The organism is Sphingobium sp. (genome assembly GCF_049304695.1).
Taxonomy (GTDB): Bacteria; Pseudomonadota; Alphaproteobacteria; order Sphingomonadales; family Sphingomonadaceae; genus Sphingobium.
Window position 1 is genome coordinate 13794 of sequence record NZ_JBAQOK010000032.1, and the last position, 14718, is coordinate 28511.

Sequence of the window (14718 nt, forward strand, 5' to 3'; positions counted from 1 at the left end):
AACCCCAAGGAGATCCATCATGGACGTCGAGCAGACATCGCGTTTCACCGTTACCCAAAGCCAGAAGGCTGTAGCGGCGAATGATCGCGCGGTCCTGCTGGAAGATCCGGGTTTCGGGCGTCTTTTCACCGACCATATGGTCACGATTCGCTATACCGAAGGGCAGGGGTGGCACAGCCATGCCGTTGGTCCGCGTGAACCGTTCCAGATCGATCCCGCCTGCGCCGTGCTGCATTATGCGCAGGAAATCTTCGAAGGAATGAAGGCCTACCGCCGCGAAGATGGCAGCATCGCCATGTTCCGGCCGGAGGAAAACGCCCGCCGCTTCGCCGATTCGGCTGAACGCCTTGCCATGCCTGCATTGCCAGAAGACGTGTTTCTCGAAGCGGTCGAGCAACTGGTCCGCATTGACGCTGACTGGATCCCGACGGGCGAGGGCAGCCTCTATCTGCGCCCCTTCCTCTTCGCGAGCGAGACCTTCCTGGGCGTGCGCCCGTCCAACGAATATATCTTCTGCGTCATCGCATCCCCTGCCGGCGCCTATTTCAAGGGCGGCAAGAAGGCCGTGACCCTGTGGGTGTCCGACCATTATACCCGCGCCGCGCGCGGCGGCACCGGCGCTGCCAAATGCGGCGGCAACTATGCCGCCAGTCTGGTCGCGCAGAAAGAAGCGATCGGCCACGGATGCGATCAGGTCGTGTTTCTCGACGCGGCTGAAAATAAGTGGGTCGAGGAACTGGGCGGCATGAACGTTTTCTTCGTCATGGACGATGGGTCTATCGTTACGCCTCCGTTACGGGGCACCATCCTGCCCGGTATCACCCGCAACAGCATCATCGCGCTCGCCCGGACAAAGGGGCATGACGTGCGTGAAGAACCCTACAGCTTCGCCCAGTGGCGCGACGACGCCGCCAGCGGCAAGCTGCGCGAAGCCTTCGCCTGCGGCACCGCAGCGGTCGTCACCGCGATCGGCACTGTCCGCAGCAAGGATGGCGATTTCACCATCGGCAATGGCGACGGCGGCATCGTCACCGAAAGCCTGCGCAGCGAACTGACGGGTATCCAGCGCGGCACGGTCGCCGATCCGGCCGGATGGGTGCGCACGGTTTAACCCGACTGGTCATAGGTGCAGGGTAGGGGAAGGGTGCTTCCCAATCCCCGCCCGAACGCCTAGACAGGCGGCCATGGAACGCTTCGACGTCGTGATATTGGGTGGTGGCCTCGTCGGCCTGACCCTTGGCATCGCCCTTTCGCATCACGGCGTCAAAACCGCCGTGATCGACCCCGCCAACCCGGTGGACACCGCCGCTGCAGGCTTCGATGGCCGGGTATCGGCGATCAGCTCGACCAGCTGCGCCATGCTCTCGGCCATCGGCGTCATGCCGTATCTGGAGGATAAGGGCTGTCCGATCGACCGCATCTGGGTCAGCGACGGACTGGAACCGGGCGCGCTCGATTTCGTCCCCGACAGTGACGATGGCGTGATGGGCACCATGTTCCCCAATCGCGATCTGCGCGTCGCCCTTGAACAGGCGGCTCAGGCCGCCGAACGGGACGGCGGCAACCTCACCCGCTTCCAGCCCAACCGCGCCGTCCATGTCGACCGTAGTGCAGAAGCTGTGGTCCTCACTCTGGAAAATGGCACGACGATCCGGGGCGCTTTGCTCGTTGCAGCGGAGGGACGCAACAGCCCCACGCGCGAAGCGGCGGGCATCCGCACCACCCGCTGGCAGTATAAACACACCGCCATGGTGGGCGCGATCGACCATGAAGTGCCCCACGCGAACACCGCCTATGAAATCTTCTATGTCGGCGGCCCCTTCGCGCTGCTGCCGATGTTGCCCGGCACCCGATCCGCCGTGGTGTGGACCGTCCCCACCAATCAGGCGCCCGCGATGCTCAAATTGTCGGACCGCGCCTGGCTCGCCGAAGCGCAAAAGCGGATCGGCGGTTTCCTGGGCGACATCAGCATGGCCGGACCGCGATCTTCCTACCCGCTGGGCTTCCACCACGCCGCCACCATCACCGACACCCGCCTCGCGCTGGTCGGCGACAGCGCACACGCCATCCATCCGATCGCGGGGCAGGGGCTGAACCTGGGCCTGCGCGACGTCGCTGCTCTGGTCGAGGTGCTGGTGGAGGGCATGCGCCTGGGCCTCGACCCCGGCGACGCCCAACTGCTCGCCCGCTACCAGCGCTGGCGCGGGCTGGACGCGCTTTCGGTCAGCGTGGCGATGGACGGCCTCGTGCGCCTCTTCGACATTCCCGGCCGCCTGCCAGCCCTCGCCCGTCGCGCGGGCCTCGCGGTGGTGCAACGCACCTCGCTGCTCAAGGGCCGCTTCATGGCCGAAGCCCGCGGCCAGTCCGGCGCACTGCCAAGATTACTGACGGGCGAGTTGGTCTAAAGCCCGCGATCCCGTTTCCTCCGGGCGGCCGAGAAATGGCTGATGGCCCGCCTCTCCAAAGCCGCCTTTCAGGTCCGCGCCATTCATTGATGGCGCGGTAGGATCGTCGTGGCGGCAGACCCAACGCCACCACGACGATCCCTTCAAACCTGCCGATTGGCGACCAGATTGTCCACGACCGATGGATCGGCCAGCGTGCTGGTGTCGCCCAGCGCTTGTGCCGACACCTCGCCCTCAGCGATCTTGCGCAGAATCCGGCGCATGATCTTGCCCGACCGGGTTTTGGGCAGGCCGGGCGCGAACTGAACCGCATCGGGCGTCGCGATCGGTCCGATTTCGGATCGCACCCATTTGACCAGCGCTTTGCGCAATTCATCGCTCGGCTCCTCATGCGCGTTCAGCGTCACATAGGCATAGATGCCCTGCCCCTTGATGTCGTGTGGGAAGCCGACGACGGCGGCTTCGGCGACCGATTCATGCAGCACCAGCGCGCTCTCGACCTCGGCGGTGCCCATGCGATGACCCGACACGTTGATGACATCATCGACCCGGCCCGTGATCCAGTAATAGCCATCGGCGTCACGCCGTGCGCCATCCCCGGTCGTATATTTGCCGGGGAAGGTGCTGAAATATGTTTGAAAGAAACGATCATGATCGCCCCAGACCGTGCGCATCTGTCCGGGCCAGCTTGCCGCGATGACCAGATTGCCCTCTGCCGCGCCATCCAGCAGCTTGCCCTCCGCGTCCACGATCTGCGGCACAACGCCAGGCATCGGGAATGTCGCGGACCCCGGCTTCAGGTCGGTCGCGCCGGGGGTGGGGGCTATCATCGCGCCGCCTGTTTCCGTCTGCCACCAAGTATCGATGATCGGGCAACGCCCTTCGCCCACGATATGGTGATACCAGCGCCACGCTTCGGGATTGATCGGCTCGCCCACCGTCCCCAGCAGGCGCAACGACGCGCGACTGGTGCGGGTCACGAAATCATCGCCTTCCTTCATCAGCGCGCGCAGGGCGGTCGGCGCGGTGAAAAGGGTATGCACCTGATGCTTGTCCACTATTTCCCAGATGCGACTGGGCGATGGATGGTTGGGTACGCCTTCATACATTACCGTCGTCGCGCCGTTGGCCAGCGGGCCATAGACGATATAGCTGTGCCCCGTGACCCAGCCTATGTCCGCCGCGCACCAGTAAATGTCGCCGGGACGATAATCGAAGCACAGTTCGTGGGTCAGCGCGACCCACAGCAGATAGCCGCCGGTCGTATGCAGCACGCCCTTGGGCTTGCCGGTCGAACCGGACGTGTAGAGGATGAACAGCGGGTCTTCCGCCTTCATGGGTTCGGGCGGACAGTCCGCATCGACCTTGACCGCTTCCTCATGCAGCCACAGGTCGCGACCCTCCTGCATCGTCGCTTCGGTGCCGGTCGCCTTGACTACGATCACCTTCTTGACGCTCGGACAGTCTTTCAGCGCGGCATCGACATTGGCCTTGAGCGGCACGGCCCTGCCCGCGCGGCATCCGCCGTCAGCGGTGATGACGATCGTCGAATCGCAATCCTGAATACGCCCTGCCAGCGCATCGGGCGAAAAGCCGCCGAACACGACGCTATGCACCGCCCCGATCCGCGCGCACGCGAGCAACGCGAAAGCCGCCTCGGGGATCATCGGCAAATATAGTGTGATGCGGTCGCCCTTGCGCGCGCCGGCGCCCTTGAGCACGTTGGCCATGCGGCAAACCTCCTCATGCACCTGGGCATAGGTGAAACGGCGCACCGGCGCGTCGGGCGAATCGGGTTCCCAGATGATCGCTGTCTGGTCGCCGCGCGTCGCCAGATGCCGGTCGATGCAGTTGGCGCTGACGTTCAACACGCCATCGGCGAACCATCGAACGCCGAAATCGCCCTCGGCAAAGCTGCTTTCATTGGCGCGTGTGGGCGGGGTGATCCAGTCGAGCCTTTTGGCGCGGTCCAGCCAATAGGAGTCGGCATCGTCGATCGAGCGTGCATAATCGGCGTCCCGTGCTGCGCGATCCATCAACGCATTTTTGGCCCAATCCTCCGGCACCGGGAAGAAATCGTCAGACATCGGGCATCCTTTCCATCACGAAACCATTATCAGGGTCACTCTCTATCCCCCTGATAGCGGGATCGGAAGCACCGACGCGCCGTATGTTACCATCTTTCAGGCAGTATGATGCGAAGATGCTTTGCCCGATTGCTGATTTTGCCGCTTTCCCCCGCGCCCCCTCGGCCCTAACAGGAAACGCCTATGTGGCTTTTGTATCAATTCCCGCTCTGCCCTTTTTCTCGCAAGGTGCGCCTGCTGCTTGGTGAGAAGGGCGTCGGCTATGATCTGGTGCGCGAATCGCCCTGGGCCATGCGTGACGAATTTCTGGATCTGAACCCCGCCGGGACGACGCCTGTGATGGCGGAACAGGACAAGGGCGTGACCCTGATCGACAGTCAGGCGATTTGCGAATATTTCGAGGAAACGGTCGAGAAATTTCCGCTGATTTCCGGCACTGCGGCGGGTCGTGCTGAAGTGCGACGACTGACCGCCTTTTTCGACCAGAATTTCTATGGCGACGTGGTAGGGCCGTTGCTGCACGAACGCATGAAAAAGCGGCTGATCGAACGCGCGCCGCCTGACGCCCGCGTCCTGCGCGAAGCGATGAAGCGAGCCAACGTCCATATGGATTATATGGATTATCTGCTCGATCATCGCAGTTGGATGGCTGGCGGCACGCTGAGCTTGGCCGACATTGCGGCGGCGGCGCATCTGTCGGTGGCGGATTATCTGGGCGGCATCGACTGGGCGGGGCACGAGCCGGTCAAGCGCTGGTATGCCGGGTTCAAATCACGCCCGTCCTTCCGCCCGCTCCTGTCCGAACGGATGGAAGTCATCACGCCGCCTGCTCATTATGAAAAGCCTGACTTCTAATTCCGCACATCAATCCAGGTCGGCGGCCAGATAGACGCGATTGCGGCCATGTTCCTTGGCCAGATAGAGTGCCCTGTCGGCGGCCTTGAGCGCCGCGCGCGGATCGTCATAGGCGAGCACGTTGGCGACGCCGGCTGAAAAGCTGACCCGTTCCATCCGCTCGCCATTGGATCGGTTGACCAGGCTGCGGGTGGCCAGATCCTCTCGCACGCTATCGACCGCCTCGCACGCTTCGGCTGCGGTCTTGCCCCGGAACAGCATGACGAATTCCTCACCCCCATGACGGGCGACATGGCACCGGTCGTTGGAAGCCTTCGTCAGCAGGCCCGCGATGAATTTGAGCACCCGGTCGCCCGTGTCGTGGCCATGGGTGTCGTTGATATGCTTGAAATGGTCGATGTCGCAGAAAGCGACTGACAATTGCTCGCCCTGCGCTTGTGCCACCTTCAGTTCATCGTTCAGCACGCTTTCGAAAGCGCGGCGATTGGGCAGGCCGGTCAGGTGATCATGTTCTGCCGCCCGCCGTGCAGTTTCCAGACTCGATTTGAGCGCCTGCGTATGCTTCTGGTTCTCCCGCAATTGGGTTTCGACCAGCCGGGTTTTCTCGACCATCGACCGGGTCAGACCGACCAGTCGGGCCAGCACGGGTTCGCTGTCGCTGCCCTCCGACAATCCCTTGGCCTGTTCCTGAAGGGCGGCACCATAATCCTTCGCGCTATTGCGCGATTCATGCATCAGGCCGGTGAACTGCGTCAGATTCTCTTCGACCTTGTCCAGCATAGTCGCCAGCGAATCGGGCGTGATGTCGTCTGCGCGCTGCTCGGCGGCTACCGTTTCCATCCATCCGTTAGTGATCTTGCCGCGCTCCATCAACACGGCCCGGACGGCTTTTTCCACGCCGAGATTGGCACCAGTCAGATAATCCAGCGCCACGCTGAAATTGACCGGTGTCAGGTCCAGGTCATGGGCGAAAAGGAAATCGCCAATATCGCTGTAGAGCTGGCGGCGTCGACCGATCTCGCGGTTGGACGCGGTGCCGACGCGGGGTCGTTCCTGCTCGCCTTGATTTACCTCCTCCTCTTCGGGCCTGCCCGACAGGCCTTTGGCCCAGCGTGCAAGACGGTCGGTCAACCCACTTTGTGAGTGTGCGGAAGAAGATATGGTCCCAGTCATGAACGCTATAACGGCGACGGCAGGGCATGGTTAAGAGCGCAGGACAAAAGAATCACATACGCAATGAAATGGGGGATTTGCTCGGTTAAATGTCGGCGGCGATCAACCAGTCGCGGAAGATGCGGACGGCGCGGGTCTGCAGCGCGCGGGGTCGGCATACGAAATAATAGCGATAGGGACTTTCGACCCGGATCGGGAACAGCCGCACCAGTCGCGCGTCACCTGCTTCCTTGAAATGGCTGGCATGCATGAACGCGACGCCCAGTCCCTGCGCAGCGGCCTCCAGCATTAACTGGCCAGAGTCATAATTGTCGATAGCGAGCGGTTGCAGGTCGGGCAGCCCTGCGGCTTCCTTCCACGCGTCGAACGCCTGGGGCATGTCGCGGTGGAGCAGGATCGTATGCTGCGACAATTCGCCCGGCTCGGTCGGCGCATGGGGCGAATCCAGCAGCGCACGCGCGCCGATGGCATAGACTTCTTCATGATCCAGTTCATGGGCGTAAAGCGCCGGGTCGATATCCTTGGCCAGCACGATCGCCGCATCCAGCCCTTCGCCCAGTCGCGCGACGGCATGGGGCGTGGTTTCTATGTCGATATGCAACTGGGGATGCTGGCTGCGTAGCGCGCCCAGATGGGGGAACAGTCGCTGGCTGGCAAAGAGCGGCAGGACCGCAAGGCGCAGGCGCAACTGGTTGCCGCCGCTCTGGATATTCTCCAGCGCCAGATTGAGCGAGTCCAGCGCGGGCGCGATGTCGTCGAGCAGACGCTGGCCGTCGCTATTGATTTCCAGCGCCTGATGCTTGCGATCGAATAGCGGACGACCGATGAAACGTTCGAGCGCCTGGACACGGCGGCTGAGCGCCGGCGTCGACAAGGCAAGCTCTTCCGCCGCCGCTTTCACCGAACCGAGCCGGGCGACCTGAACGAAGGCCTCCAGGGCCGTAAGTGGCGGTAATCTCCGCATAATCGATCAAATTCCAGTGCCAGTACGTTGCGCCGCGTCATTATTTCTTATCAGCCGCGACATGAACCGGGTTCACGCATCCTCGCCCCAATGAGCAGGAAAAAACGCCAAATGGCAAGATGCAATTTCTGCAACTGTCCATTTCTTTTCGCACTTGCAATATAATGTGTCGCGCCGCACATAGAGGACGCCTTTCAGGCATCCTCTCCTAAAACTTATCGGGCTGATCTTCGGGTCAGCCCTTTTTTTGTGTCTGGCGATTGTCTGGCCAAGGGTCTTTCCGTTCGCATTTGCGTTTCCTATCTCGTTACGCACACAGACGAGCGGGGACTGGAATGGCCGATCAGGAAAGCACAGGGCGCAGGATTCAGGTCGCGAACGCGCGGCCGGAAGACGCCGGGCGCGGGCTTGCTCGCCTGCCAGTATCGGTCATGGCCGAATTGCATCTGGCCGAAGGCGATGTCGTGGCGATCGTGGGCAAGCGATCGACCTCCGCGCGGGTGGTGCGCCCCTATAAGGAGGATGAAGGTCTCGACGTGCTGCGCCTCGACGGGTTGCAGCGCGCCAATGCCGGTGTCGGCTCCGGCGATTTCGTTCAGATCGATAAGGTTGACCCTCGCCCTGCCCAGCGCGTCATATTCGCACCTGCACAAAATAATCTGCGGCTTCAGGGCAATCCCGAAGCATTGAAGCGCGTATTCTTTCAACGCCCTCTGGCGGCGGGCGACGTCATCGCGACGGCGGGCCAGCAGCAGGTGCCGCCGGGCGACATGCCGCCACAGTTGCGCCAGATGTTGGCCGCGCCCGCTTATGCGTTGCAGGAAATTCGCCTCGTCGTGGTATCGACCGTGCCCAAGGGCGTGGTGGTGATCGACGAAGATACCGAAGTCGAACTGCGCGCCGAATATGAAGAGCCGCGCGAATCGCGCCGTGCCGACGTCACTTATGACGACGTCGGCGGCATGGCGGACACGATCGACCAATTGCGCGAAATGGTCGAACTGCCGCTGCGCTATCCCGAACTGTTTCAGCGGCTGGGCGTCGATCCGCCGCGCGGCGTGTTGCTCCACGGGCCGCCGGGGACCGGCAAGACGCGCCTTGCCCGCGCGGTGGCCAACGAATCGGAAGCTGAATTTTTTCTGATCAACGGGCCGGAAATCATGGGGTCTGCCTATGGCGAATCCGAAAAGCAGCTGCGCGAGATATTCGAGGCGGCGGCCAAGGCTGCGCCGTCCATCCTGTTCATCGACGAAATTGATTCGATCGCGCCCAAACGGGGGCAGGTGACGGGTGAGACCGAAAAGCGCCTTGTCGCGCAGCTTCTGACGCTGATGGACGGGCTGGAACCGCGCACCAATTTGGTGGTGATCGCGGCCACCAATCGTCCCGAAGCGATCGATGAGGCGCTCCGTCGCCCCGGCCGCTTCGACCGCGAAATCGTGGTGGGCGTGCCTGACGAGCGTGGACGGCGCGAGATATTGGGCATCCACACGCGCGGCATGCCGCTTGGAGACAAAGTCGATCTGTCCGAACTGGCGCGCATGACTTATGGTTTCGTCGGTGCGGATATGGCGGCGCTCAGCCGGGAAGCGGCGATCGAGACGGTGCGCCGTTTCATGCCGCGCCTCAATCTGGAGGACGGGACGATCCCGCCGGACGTGCTGGAGGAACTGTCCGTCACGCGCGAAGATTTCATGGCCGCCATCAAGCGCGTCCAGCCGTCCGCCATGCGCGAAGTGATGGTGCAGGCGCCTGACATCGCCTGGTCCGACATTGGCGGGCTGGACGACGCGCAGATGCGCCTGAAGGAAGGGGTCGAACTGCCGCTCAAAGACCCCGACGCCTTCCGCCGCATCGGTATCCGTCCGGCCAAGGGCTTTCTGCTCTACGGCCCGCCCGGCACCGGCAAGACTTTGCTGGCCAAGGCGGTGGCGCGCGAGGCACAGGCCAATTTCATCGCCACCAAATCCAGCGACCTGCTGTCCAAATGGTATGGTGAGAGCGAGCAGCAGATCGCCCGCCTTTTCGCGCGCGCGCGGCAGGTGGCACCGACGGTCATCTTCATCGACGAACTGGACAGTCTGGTCCCTGCGCGCGGCGGCGGGCTGGGCGAACCGGCCGTGACGGAAAGGGTCGTCAACACGATCCTGGCTGAAATGGACGGGCTGGAGGAACTGCAATCGGTCGTCGTCATCGGCGCGACCAACCGCCCGACGCTGATCGATCCTGCGCTGTTGCGGCCGGGACGTTTCGATGAGCTGATCTATGTGCCGGTGCCTGACGAAGCCGGGCGCGCTCGCATTCTTTCGATCCACACTGCCAAAATGCCGCTGGCTCCGGGCGTCAATCTCGAAGCGCTTGCGCGGCAAACGGCACGGTTTACCGGCGCGGATCTGGAGGATTTGGCTCGGCGGGCTGGCCTGTTCGCCCTACGCGAATCGCTGACGATTGAGAAAGTGACAATGGCCCATTTCGAGGCGGCACTGGAAGAAACCCGCGCATCCGTGACCCCGGAAATGGAACGGGAATATGAACAGATACAGGCGACGCTCAAGCAAAGCGCGATGCAGGTGGATCCCATCGGCTTCGTCGCACCGGGCATGTTGCGTAGCCGGGAACGGGGGCAGGGGTCATAGGTTGATAAGGCGGGGCGACGGGATTGGCCGTTGCCGCGCCTTGAACGCAAAGCATCTTGCCACCTGGGCTGATATTTGCGAGCGGGCAAAGTGACGAGAGACCGCATGAAGAAAGCCTCCATCCCCTTGACCCGGAATCAAGCCTCACGCCCGACAAGTGGCTCGGTTAACTTTATCGATCAATGGCGCATATTCTTTCGCCAGTTCGTCCGTCATCCCGGAATGATCGGCTCGATCATTCCGACATCGACGGCGGTGGTGAACCGGATACTGGATCAGGTCGACTGGAACCGAACGCGTCTGTTCGTGGAATATGGGCCGGGCGTCGGCACCTTCACCCACGCCATCCTGGAAAGGATGCGCCCTGACGCCTGTTTGCTCGCGATTGACCTCAATCTCGATTTCGTCGCCTATCTGGAGGCGCAATCCAATGATCCCCGGCTCAGGATCGTGCATGGCTCGGCGGCGGACGTCCGTCGTTTCATCAAGGAAGCCGGGCATATGCAGGCCGACTATATCCTGTCGGGCATCCCTTTTTCGACGCTGCCTGCGGGGGTGGGTGAATCCATCGCTGCGGAAACACATGCCGCGTTGCGACCGGGCGGCGCGTTTCTGGTCTATCAATATTCCCGCTTCGTCCGCCGCCTGATCGACCCATTGTTCGGGCGGATTCAGGCTGGCCGCACATGGCGCAATATTCCTCCCTGCTATGTTTTCCACGCGGTTAAGGACGAAGCGCTGGCGCAGGCGGCCTGATCCCGATCGTCGGTCGAATTTGACTCGCGCCATGATTTGCGCAAATTGCTGCGCGGGGCTTTGGGGGTTTGCACATGGCGCAGCGCGCCGATGGCGGGGAAGATTGGGCGGACCTGTTTCTGTCCGCAGCGCTCGAACCGCATAAGTGGGACACCGCGATCAGGGCGATGGCGACTGCAACTGGCTCACGTCATGGCCAGCTTATCGGATTCGGGCCGGGTGCGGGGTCCTTCAACTGGATCAGCGACATTGACGAAAGCCTCATCGCCAGAACTGCGATGATCGACCAGTCCAGGCCTGACCTGAACTTCCGCGTTGCCGCCGATGGGCTGCCCGACAACCCCGACGTCGTCCATGAGAGCCATTATGACATCGCCCGTCAGTCCCTGCGATCGGACGACTATCTCGACCTCTGCGCCGAGTTCGACATTTTCGATGGCTGTCAGGCCAGGCTCGTTTCGGGGCGGGAGGGGATGATCGGGCTGGCCTTGCTGCGCGACAGCAAGGACGGGCGCACGAGCGAGGACCAGCGCAACCTGTTCGCCGACATCGCCAAACATGCCCGCACCGCCGTGCGCCTCCAGCGGGCGATCGAGCAGCAGGGTTTCGCCCTGCTGGCCGGCACGTTCGAGGCGATGGACCGGGCCTGCTGGCTGCTCGACGCGACCGGGCGGGTCGGGGACATGACCCCCAATGCCGAAGAATTGCTGTCGACCAGTCGCCTCGCGATCAAGGATGGCTGGCTGACCAGCGCGCGTGCGGACGAAAGCCGCGCGATCGGGCGAGCAGTCCGCATGGCGTGCGATCCGCCCGGCCGCGCGGCCGATCCGGTGGCGCTCGCTGACGATGCGGGCGGTGTGGCGATCATGATGGAAATCTATCCCTTGCCCGCACGGCCATGGGCGCTGCCCTATGCACCGCGCGCCATTGCCATCGCAAGGGTCGGCGCGCCGTCCGACCGTCACGTCCAGTTGCTGATCCGCACCTTCGCTCTGACCCCGGCGGAGGCGGATATCGCGATCAGGCTGGCCGCTGGACAATCGCGCCCCGCCATCGCGGCCGCTCGTGGCGTGTCCACCGAAACGCTCAAGGTCCAGTTGCGCAGCATCTACGACAAGACCGGTTGCAGCCGCGAATCCCAACTGGTGCGCATGGTCGGCCTGATCAGTCATTAGGCCCACGCGCTTCCGGTGCTCACGTCCTTTGAGTACGCTGCGCTCCAGGTCATGATAAATCACCATTTTCGGCTCGTCATCATCTGAATGGCGATCGGGCCGGACACCGGGGCCAGCGCCGTTTCCCTTTGCAAAGCCAGCGAAATCCCCAATAAGCGTGTCGATGATCCGCCGCATCCTGCCCATCGCCCTTCTGGTTCTGCCAACCGCCGCATTGGCGCAAACCCCAGCCGATACGCCGAACATTGTTGTCACCGGGGCGGGCCTCGGCCTGCCGCCCGGCACGGCGGCCTATGGCGCAGTCATTCTCGACCGTGCCCGGTTGCAGGACAGTGCATCGGGCCGGATCGAAAGCGTGCTGGGCGACGTCGCGGGCTTTCAGCAGTTCCGTCGCTCCGACAGCCGCTCCGCCAACCCGTCGGCGCAGGGGGCTACGCTGCGCGCGCTGGGCGGCAACGCGTCCAGCCGTACGCTGGTTCTGCTCGATGGCGTGCCGATGGCGGACCCGTTCTTCGGCTATATCCCGTTCAGTGCTTTGGTGCCGGACCGGTTGTCTGTCGTGCGGGTGACGCGCGGTGGTGGTATCGGGGCTTTCGGCGCGGGGGCAGTTGCAGGCACGATCGAAATGGCGAGTGCGACTCGCGACCAGTTGCCCACTCTGTCGGCCAGCGCTTTCTACGGCAGCCGCAATGCGACCGAGATCGCCGCCAGCGTCACGCCGGATCTGGGTAATGGCTATGTCTCCCTGTCCGGTCGATGGGACAGGGGCGATGGTTTCCAGACCACCCCAGTTGCGCAGCGCGTCGCGGCGACCGTGCCTGCCGCCTATGATAGCTGGTCCACCAACCTGCGCGCCGTTGCACCCCTGTCCGCCACATCCGAACTGCAATTTCGTGCGACTGTCTTTCAGGACGATCGCACGTTGCGCTTTGCCGGGGCCGATAGTCGCAGCCAGGGGCAGGATGCCTCCATTCGCTATATCGCGCGCGGCCCGTGGCAGGTCGATGCGCTGGCCTATATTCAGGCGCGCAATTTCGCCAATGTCGTGATTTCCTCCAGCGCGCCGTTCCGCAAGTCGCTGAACCAGCGCAATACGCCTTCGACCGGGCTGGGCGGCAAGATCGAACTGCGCCCGCCGGTTGGCGCGGATCATGTCCTGCGCATCGGCATCGACACCCGCTTTGCGACCGGCGATATGGTGGAGGACGCCTATAACGCCAGTATCGCCAGCAATCCCGTGACCTTCCGCCGTCATGCGGGCGGGCAGCAGCAGACCAGCGGCCTGTTCGTGGAGGATGACTGGACGCTGGGTCGCCTGATCCTGACCGGCGGTCTGCGCGGGGACCGGTGGACGATCACCAACGGCTTCTACCGACAGGTCAACGCCACCACTGACGCTGTGAGTGCCAACGCCTATGCCGACCGGTCGGGCTGGGAAATGTCAGGCCGGGCAGGGGCGCTTTATCATGCCAGCGACGCGCTGGCCCTGCGCGCGGCGGCCTATAGCGGTTTCCGCCTGCCGACGCTCAACGAACTCTATCGCCCCTTCGTGGTCTTTCCGATCACGACGCAGGCCAACGCCGCGTTGCAACCCGAACGGCTCAAAGGTGCGGAGGTCGGTCTGGACCTGACGCCTGTCCCCGGCATCACCCTGTCGGCGACCGGCTTCTATAATCGGCTGGACGATGCGATCGCCAACATCACCCTGACGCCCACGACGCGCCGACGGGGCAATGTCGATCGGATCGTGGCCAAGGGCGTGGAACTGACCGCAGCCGCGCGTCTGGGCGACCTGAACCTGTCAGCCTCCTACGCCTATAGCCACAGCAGCGTCCATGCGCCCGGCGCAGCATTCGACGGCCTGACCCCGGCGCAAAGCCCGCGCCACGCCGCCAGCGCCACGATCGCCTACGGCCCGGCCACCGGCCTGACCCTGTCGACCACTTTGCGCTATGTCGCCCGGCAATATGAGGATGATCTGCAAAGCGACGTCCTGCCCGACGCCCTGACGATCGACGCCATAGCGCGTCTGCCGCTATGGGATGGGGCGCGTCTGGTGGTCAGGGGGGAAAATCTGTTCGATGCGCAGATCGTGGCTCGGAACGCTGGCGGTTCGATGGATCTGGGTACGCCACGCACGCTATGGGTCGGGGTCAGCTTCGCGCGATAATCCGCGATCGGCATGACATTTCCTGAATGAGGACCACATATGTACGCGATTTCAAACAGAGGAATTCGTTAGTAAGCTAACTATCATTACGAGGAAGCCAGCCGTTTAGCGCGAAGCGATGACCTGTCGTTATATGATGGGATTACCGGGCTTCGGGAAAGAAATGGTGCTGCTGGGGAGGATTGAACTCCCGACCTCGTCATTACCAATGACGCGCTCTACCACTGAGCTACAGCAGCATTATATTTCCTGCCTGCGCATACGCTCACGCGCTGCGGAGCCGGGCCTATGGCTGCGTGGACCGGCCTTGTCAAGGCGACTTGCGGCGATCGCGGCAATTTGCTTATGCACGGGCCATGGCTGAAACGCAGGATCAACGACAGGCGCGGCTGGCGCAGGCATTGCGCACCAATTTGCGCCGCCGCAAAGCGCAAACGCGCGAAGGGGCGGGGGATGCGCCGCCAGCCCCCGCCCCCGATAGCCCCGAAGACTAACCG

11 protein-coding genes and 1 tRNA gene are annotated in these 14718 nt (G+C 63.1%); 8 read left to right on the forward strand and 4 right to left on the reverse strand.

Annotation, left to right across the window (positions count from 1 at the left end):
• Nucleotides 1-19: 19 nt before the first annotated feature.
• Entirely contained in the window at nt 20-1111 is a 1092-nt protein-coding gene (locus WA070_RS04395; RefSeq protein WP_422632940.1) for a branched-chain amino acid aminotransferase, read from the forward strand.
• Between the two features lie 73 nt (nt 1112-1184).
• Complete coding sequence (locus WA070_RS04400) at nt 1185-2405, forward strand: FAD-dependent monooxygenase (RefSeq protein WP_422632941.1); 1221 nt, start codon at nt 1185-1187, stop codon at nt 2403-2405.
• A gap of 143 nt (nt 2406-2548) precedes the next feature.
• On the opposite strand, the gene acs is transcribed toward WA070_RS04400, so the two are convergent.
• Nucleotides 2549-4492, reverse strand: a complete 1944-nt coding sequence (gene acs / locus WA070_RS04405) for an acetate--CoA ligase (protein ID WP_422632942.1) — start codon at nt 4490-4492, stop codon at nt 2549-2551.
• A 183-nt stretch (nt 4493-4675) separates the two neighbouring features.
• Between acs and WA070_RS04410 the strand changes: the two genes are divergently transcribed.
• Entirely contained in the window at nt 4676-5347 is a 672-nt protein-coding gene (locus tag WA070_RS04410) for a glutathione S-transferase family protein (RefSeq protein WP_422632943.1), read from the forward strand.
• 9 nt (nt 5348-5356) lie between these two features.
• On the opposite strand, the gene WA070_RS04415 is transcribed toward WA070_RS04410, so the two are convergent.
• Nucleotides 5357-6520: a diguanylate cyclase gene (locus tag WA070_RS04415; protein ID WP_422632944.1), complete on the reverse strand. Its 1164-nt coding sequence runs from the start codon at nt 6518-6520 to the stop codon at nt 5357-5359.
• A gap of 85 nt (nt 6521-6605) precedes the next feature.
• Complete coding sequence (locus tag WA070_RS04420) at nt 6606-7484, reverse strand: LysR substrate-binding domain-containing protein (protein WP_422632945.1); 879 nt, start codon at nt 7482-7484, stop codon at nt 6606-6608.
• A 335-nt stretch (nt 7485-7819) separates the two neighbouring features.
• On the opposite strand from WA070_RS04420, the gene WA070_RS04425 reads away from it, so the two are divergent.
• The 4 genes from WA070_RS04425 to WA070_RS04440 all read left to right on the forward strand — a co-directional run bounded on the left by WA070_RS04425 (nt 7820) and on the right by WA070_RS04440 (nt 14221).
• Nucleotides 7820-10120, forward strand: a complete 2301-nt coding sequence (locus WA070_RS04425) for a CDC48 family AAA ATPase (protein ID WP_422632946.1) — start codon at nt 7820-7822, stop codon at nt 10118-10120.
• A gap of 105 nt (nt 10121-10225) precedes the next feature.
• Complete coding sequence (locus tag WA070_RS04430; protein WP_422632947.1) at nt 10226-10876, forward strand: class I SAM-dependent methyltransferase; 651 nt, start codon at nt 10226-10228, stop codon at nt 10874-10876.
• 74 nt (nt 10877-10950) lie between these two features.
• Nucleotides 10951-12051, forward strand: a complete 1101-nt coding sequence (locus WA070_RS04435; RefSeq protein WP_422632948.1) for a helix-turn-helix transcriptional regulator — start codon at nt 10951-10953, stop codon at nt 12049-12051.
• Between the two features lie 163 nt (nt 12052-12214).
• Complete coding sequence (locus WA070_RS04440) at nt 12215-14221, forward strand: TonB-dependent receptor (RefSeq protein WP_422632949.1); 2007 nt, start codon at nt 12215-12217, stop codon at nt 14219-14221.
• 164 nt (nt 14222-14385) lie between these two features.
• On the opposite strand, the gene WA070_RS04445 is transcribed toward WA070_RS04440, so the two are convergent.
• Nucleotides 14386-14460: transfer RNA gene (locus WA070_RS04445), tRNA-Thr, on the reverse strand.
• Nucleotides 14461-14577: 117 nt separating this feature from the next.
• Here WA070_RS04445 and WA070_RS04450 point away from each other — a divergent pair.
• Nucleotides 14578-14715, forward strand: a complete 138-nt coding sequence (locus tag WA070_RS04450) for a hypothetical protein (RefSeq protein ID WP_422632950.1) — start codon at nt 14578-14580, stop codon at nt 14713-14715.
• The last annotated feature ends 3 nt before the right edge of the window (nt 14716-14718 follow it).

Coding starts and splice junctions, on each gene's coding strand:
- WA070_RS04435 (WP_422632948.1), top strand. CDS start 10,951: ATGGCGCAGCGCGCCGATGGCGGGGAAGATTGGGCGGACCTGTTTCTG.
- WA070_RS04415 (WP_422632944.1), bottom strand. CDS start 6,520: ATGACTGGGACCATATCTTCTTCCGCACACTCACAAAGTGGGTTGACC.
- WA070_RS04410 (WP_422632943.1), top strand. CDS start 4,676: ATGTGGCTTTTGTATCAATTCCCGCTCTGCCCTTTTTCTCGCAAGGTG.
- WA070_RS04400 (WP_422632941.1), top strand. CDS start 1,185: ATGGAACGCTTCGACGTCGTGATATTGGGTGGTGGCCTCGTCGGCCTG.
- WA070_RS04440 (WP_422632949.1), top strand. CDS start 12,215: ATGATCCGCCGCATCCTGCCCATCGCCCTTCTGGTTCTGCCAACCGCC.
- WA070_RS04430 (WP_422632947.1), top strand. CDS start 10,226: ATGAAGAAAGCCTCCATCCCCTTGACCCGGAATCAAGCCTCACGCCCG.
- WA070_RS04450 (WP_422632950.1), top strand. CDS start 14,578: ATGGCTGAAACGCAGGATCAACGACAGGCGCGGCTGGCGCAGGCATTG.
- acs (WP_422632942.1), bottom strand. CDS start 4,492: ATGTCTGACGATTTCTTCCCGGTGCCGGAGGATTGGGCCAAAAATGCG.
- WA070_RS04425 (WP_422632946.1), top strand. CDS start 7,820: ATGGCCGATCAGGAAAGCACAGGGCGCAGGATTCAGGTCGCGAACGCG.
- WA070_RS04395 (WP_422632940.1), top strand. CDS start 20: ATGGACGTCGAGCAGACATCGCGTTTCACCGTTACCCAAAGCCAGAAG.
- WA070_RS04420 (WP_422632945.1), bottom strand. CDS start 7,484: ATGCGGAGATTACCGCCACTTACGGCCCTGGAGGCCTTCGTTCAGGTC.